Here is a 4,686-nt window from a genome sequence, read left to right as displayed (position 1 = left end):
CGCTCAGCACCAACGAAACCGCAAAACAATGAGGGGGTCAAATCTTCAGTTCGCCCTGGGGGTCAAATCCTCACTTCGCTTGACAGCTCGCTAATTATTTGTTTCCGCTCAGTCCATCATCGTCCCGACTCGCTTCCGAGTTCGTGGTGCTCGATCTCGATTTGCTGTCAGGCCGCTTGGCGACGATAGCAAAAGAATGCCTCCTCAATGGGGGCGTCTTGCGATGTAGCGGCCTTCCGCTACCATCTTCAAACTGTGCGGCCCGGAGACATGGGTAACAGTTGTACCTAAGACATGGGTGACACCCTCGTGCCGAACGGGTTGTCGTAGGTCTGCAAGGTCCTCTGTTCCAAGTCGATATATCTGAGATCATAATGCATGAAGGAGACGAGCCAAATGCCGTCGTCGACTTCGTGATTCCGAGCCTCTGGCCGGCGAGCACGGTGGAGATGTTGATCGTCTTCCTGTGTATGCAGATGCGGCCGCAGGACGGCGGTCCTCCTCCCCGTGTCTCACCGCCGCCACGACATTGCCAGGCAGCTGAAGGGCAACGGCCCTGGCCAACTCAGTGGTCCGCGTCCGATCTCACGGCTGATCTCGCAACGCCGTCGGCCTTTCCGCGTACATAGCTTGGCATCTTGACTGCAATGATGGAGAAAATGCCGATGACTACGCCGGCGATTACATCTATTAAATGATGACCGCCTTCAGGCAGAGTGGCCACGATCATGGCGGCATTCACCGTGGCCAACACGATAAAAAGTGGCCGGATGGTCCGCGCGGCATAGACCACTGCCAATCCAAGTGCCGTGTGGAACGACGGGAACGTGACGAGCCCTGTGCCTTTGGCCATAATCAGATCAAACGGCTCGCCTGATCGCAGCGCCATAAGCACTTGATGGTGCCACATTCCGGCATCAGTGGTGAAGTTCGAAAATTGCCCCGGCGCCGGCTTGAAATAGGCATAAGCGCCTTCTGCTGGGGCCAAAGCCATCATTGCGCCCGTGAAAACCGAAGCAACCGCTAGAAGAGCGACAAACTCCAGTGCTCGTTCTCCTTGGTTTGTCACCGCGAGGATTAACAGAACGAACGGCATTTGGAACGCGAGGGCGTGATAAGCAAAAACCAGGACGGATGCTGTAATTGGCTTGTTGGTCGTCGCGAGGAACCACTGCCAGTCGAAACCGAGGGCGGAATCGATAGAAGCTAGAACCGGGTCCGCCAGAGGCCTTGAGGTGGCCGACGCCAGGTACATGAAGACGGTCGTGGTGATGGCGAGCGGAATGAAAGCTGCTGCGGAAACGACCACAATTCTCAGGCAGCCACAAAGATATTTGATTACGCTCGCAATTGGGCTTGTGTCAGATCGCACTCTGTGGAGCGCAATTGCCGATGCCATCCAAGATGCACTGAGGACAAGGGCCACCTTGCCTATGTCAATCCAGTTCCTCGGTGAAAAATCCACTGTGGAAAATGGCAGCCACAAAATGTCGATCAACCCGAAAAGAGCTGTAGCCAAGGCAATAATTACTAAGTGATTTCGAGTAGACTGCGGATCAGCATGGGGCACAGTCACTGCCACCAGTACAATGAGGATAAAGATGGAATGAGCATTGGCGTGGTCTGCCCATACGCATCGTATTCGGGGAACACCGCTCGCAAGACCCTCTCCTCGTTTACGAGCCGCCGATATTGGAAAGCGAGGGCAATGGCGCAGATTCCGACGGTCGCCCATGTCGCATTGCCGAGAAGAATACCGACCAAGACGATCGCTTCGCAGACGTAGAGCGGGTGGCGCACGATCTGGTAAGGGCCTGCCGTGACGAGCCGTCTGGCCTGCGCAGTGATGCTGAAGGATCTGCCGAGCCACCACAGGCACAAGATGCAAAGCGCGAAACCAACTATGGTGGTCAGGTCCGCAACAAACTCGATCTGCGGAGCTGCCTGGATGCGAGGGACCGCGATCAAAGTTGCGGTGGCAAAGCATCCGATGAGCGCGGAGATTCGCGGTTCAATTCCCTGCGCTGTTCCCAGGGGCGGAAGACGCGCCACTGTCATTCCAACGATGAGCACGAGAAAGCCGACAGCGGCGACATCTGCGGTGAGATGGATAATCCACGCCACTGTCCATTCTGCGCCGGCAAGAGCTACCAAGAACGTTTCGGCCTTCAAAGTCGCGCAGAACGTGAAGTAGAGTGTCATCGTTGCACGCCCGACGAAATCACGTATCTCTGGTGGAGGGAGCTTCATTGATTCTGCCCTTCGGGATCACTGGATAGGCGAGTTGCTCGACGTAAGTTGATGGAATCGGATCATCGACGCCATAGCGCTCCGGGACAGCGTTACCGGGCAGGTACATGGTTCCGAGGAGCGCATCGATCAATGAAAGTTGACCTGCGAAGTTCTTGTCGTATGCCGCGCGCTCGTGAGCGTGATGCCAATGATGGAACTGGGGTGACGCGATCAACCACCGAAGCGGGCCGATGTTCAGCCTGACGTTGGCGTGCAGCAAAAGTCCGTGGACGTGAAAAATTATTGCAAACAGGGCGATCGCCGGACTGCTGAAACCCAGCAGATATACAGGCACGAGCGACGCGCTCTTTGTCAGAGCCTGGTCAACAGGATGAATCCTGTGCGCCGCCAACCAGTCCAGTTCTTCAATGCTATGATGAATCGAATGGAAGCGCCACAAAAAGGGAACGGCGTGAAAGGTGCGGTGGGCCAGGTAAAAGCCAACGTCCGCAATGACAATGATCTCTGATACCTGGAGCCAAACAGGTTGCGATGATACTGCGCTGCCGACATAGGCCGGCACCAGCCGCCCCACCGTACTCGTTGCTAGCGTGAGAGCCGCGATCAGGCCAAGGCTTATCGGGATGCCATTAAACAGCGCATAGATGAGATCGTTGAAAAAGGCTTTCCTGAGTATCTTTTGATGGGGGCGCAGAGCGAACAGGTATTCGATCGGAACGAAGATCAGAACCGCAATTAAGAGCGCTTTGATATTCAGAATGTCCATACGGCGTCCCGCCGGCAAGACGCAATCCAAGCACTTCGCCAACTTGAGCGCAAGCTAATGGTTCTCGGAGATTAGTTGAAAAGGTAATTTGCGCGCCAAACATGTCAGGCTGAGAGCCCGCCTAGTGGATGGAATCTAACACTTGGTGCCCGCGTTTGACGGCGGCAATGATCTTGTCGGGATCGGCGGTCCAACTGAAGGGCTTTGGTTGCTGGTTGTGCTCTTCGAGGAAGCGGTTGATTGCGGCCTGGAGGTCGACGACGGAGTGGAAGACGCCTCGTTTGAGGCGACGCTTCGACAGTTTTGCGAAGAAGCCCTCGACCGCGTTGAGCCACGAGCATGAGGTCGGTGTGAAGTGGAAGGTGAAGCGCTGATGGCGGCCGAGCCAGGCCCGCACCTTGGGGTGTTTGTGAGCGGCGTAGTTGTCGAGGACGACGTGGACGGCCTTGCTGGCCGGCATTTGCGCCTCGATGGCGTTGAGAAAGCGGATGAATTCCTGATGGCGATGCCGCTGCATGTTCTTGCCGATAACGGAGCCGTCGAGCACGTTGAGGGCGGCAAACAGTGTGGTCGTGCCATTCCGCTTGTAGTCGTGAGTCATGGTGCCGAGCCTACCCTTCTTCATGGGCAGGCCGGGTTGGGTGCGGTCGAGCGCCTGGATCTGGCTCTTCTCGTCGACCGACAGCACGATGGCGTGAGCAGGCGGATCGACATAGAGGCCGACGACGTCGCGCAGTTTATCGACGAACTGCGGATCGTTGGAAAGCTTGAACTGGCGCCAGCGGTTGGGCTGCAGCCCGTGCGCCTTCCAGATGCGACGCACAGCGCTTGCGCTGATGCCAGCCGCTTGCGCCATCATGTCGGCGGTCCAGTGCGTCGTCTCGCCCGGCAGATTGACAAGCGTCAGCGCCACCACGCGCTCGGCCACCTCGGGTCCGAGCGCGTGGTCGGCGTCCTCGGCGATTGTGGCGGCTGATGATCCTCGAACCAGAATGATGACTGGCGTCGCAAGATAGTTCCCACCGACGGCAAGGGAAAATGCGATGTCATGACGATACGTCCATTGTCCGAGCAAGCCTCCAGGAATGCCCACCGCGTCCGACGTGCCTGGTCAGGGTCCGTGTCGTACCGAAAGCTCCAGTCGGGGTATATGCATTGCATCGGCCAATGCATGAGATCGCCGGAAAACACTGCCCCTACGCCTCGAGATCTCAGCCCGATGGCTACGTGCCCCGGGGTGTGGCCCGGCGTCGGCTCCAGCCACACTTCGCCATCGAGTTCATAATCCATATCGACAAGCACAGCCCGACCAGCCTCGACGATTGGCAGCACATTGTCCTCATAGGTCCGTTCGTCGGCATCGCCGGAGGCGGCCTGTGCGGCCTCGAACTCGCGCCGCGCCATGATGTAGCGGGCGTTCGGGAATGTCGGTATCCAACGCCCGTCCACCAATCGTGTGTTCCAGCCGCAATGGTCGATATGAAGATGGGTGCACAGCACATAGTCGATCTGCTCGGGAGCAACACCTGCATTCGCCAGGCGCGCCAAAAAGGTGCCGTCGTTGCGGCGATGCCAATGCCGGAAGGTACGCATCCGGTGAAGACCGCAGACGTGCGCATCCGGCAGCCAGGAGAACCTGAGCACCGGAGTGCTGGGGTCAAGCTTTC

General features: G+C 57.6%; 5 protein-coding genes and 2 pseudogenes. 1 reads left to right on the top strand and 6 read right to left on the bottom strand.

The window, feature by feature from the left end; translation table 11 throughout:
* Nucleotides 1-287 precede the first annotated feature (287 nt).
* A pseudogene (locus NKH04_RS33370) lies at nt 288-490 on the bottom strand (hypothetical protein); the annotation flags it as partial.
* A gap of 75 nt (nt 491-565) precedes the next feature.
* A complete protein-coding gene (locus tag NKH04_RS32905; RefSeq protein ID WP_353045590.1) occupies nt 566-1,255 on the bottom strand; it encodes a phosphatase PAP2 family protein in 690 nt (229 codons plus the stop codon).
* On the opposite strand from NKH04_RS32905, the gene NKH04_RS32900 reads away from it, so the two are divergent.
* Complete coding sequence (locus NKH04_RS32900) at nt 1,254-1,538, top strand: hypothetical protein (protein ID WP_352816895.1); 285 nt, start codon at nt 1,254-1,256, stop codon at nt 1,536-1,538. The genes NKH04_RS32905 and NKH04_RS32900 overlap by 2 nt on opposite strands.
* A gap of 34 nt (nt 1,539-1,572) precedes the next feature.
* On the opposite strand, the gene NKH04_RS32895 is transcribed toward NKH04_RS32900, so the two are convergent.
* The 4 genes and pseudogenes from NKH04_RS32895 to NKH04_RS32880 all read right to left on the bottom strand — a co-directional run bounded on the left by NKH04_RS32895 (nt 1,573) and on the right by NKH04_RS32880 (nt 4,612).
* Nucleotides 1,573-2,202, bottom strand: coding sequence for a methyltransferase family protein (locus NKH04_RS32895; protein WP_352816893.1), 630 nt, complete (start codon nt 2,200-2,202; stop codon nt 1,573-1,575).
* Nucleotides 2,203-2,221: 19 nt separating this feature from the next.
* On the bottom strand, nt 2,222-3,019 hold the full coding sequence (locus tag NKH04_RS32890; protein WP_352542677.1) for a sterol desaturase family protein: 798 nt from the start codon (nt 3,017-3,019) through the stop codon (nt 2,222-2,224).
* A gap of 121 nt (nt 3,020-3,140) precedes the next feature.
* A pseudogene (locus tag NKH04_RS32885) lies at nt 3,141-3,959 on the bottom strand (IS630 family transposase); the annotation flags it as partial.
* Nucleotides 3,923-4,612 (bottom strand): MBL fold metallo-hydrolase, encoded by a 690-nt coding sequence (locus NKH04_RS32880; protein ID WP_353045591.1) that lies wholly within the window; start codon nt 4,610-4,612, stop codon nt 3,923-3,925. The gene NKH04_RS32880 and the pseudogene NKH04_RS32885, both read right to left, overlap by 37 nt.
* Nucleotides 4,613-4,686: the final 74 nt, after the last annotated feature.

The organism is Mesorhizobium sp. M1365, assembly GCF_040317865.1.
Lineage (GTDB): Bacteria > Pseudomonadota > Alphaproteobacteria > Rhizobiales > Rhizobiaceae > Mesorhizobium.
Note: the sequence above shows the minus strand (reverse complement) of the source record. Positions and strands in the feature narration are given on the sequence as shown.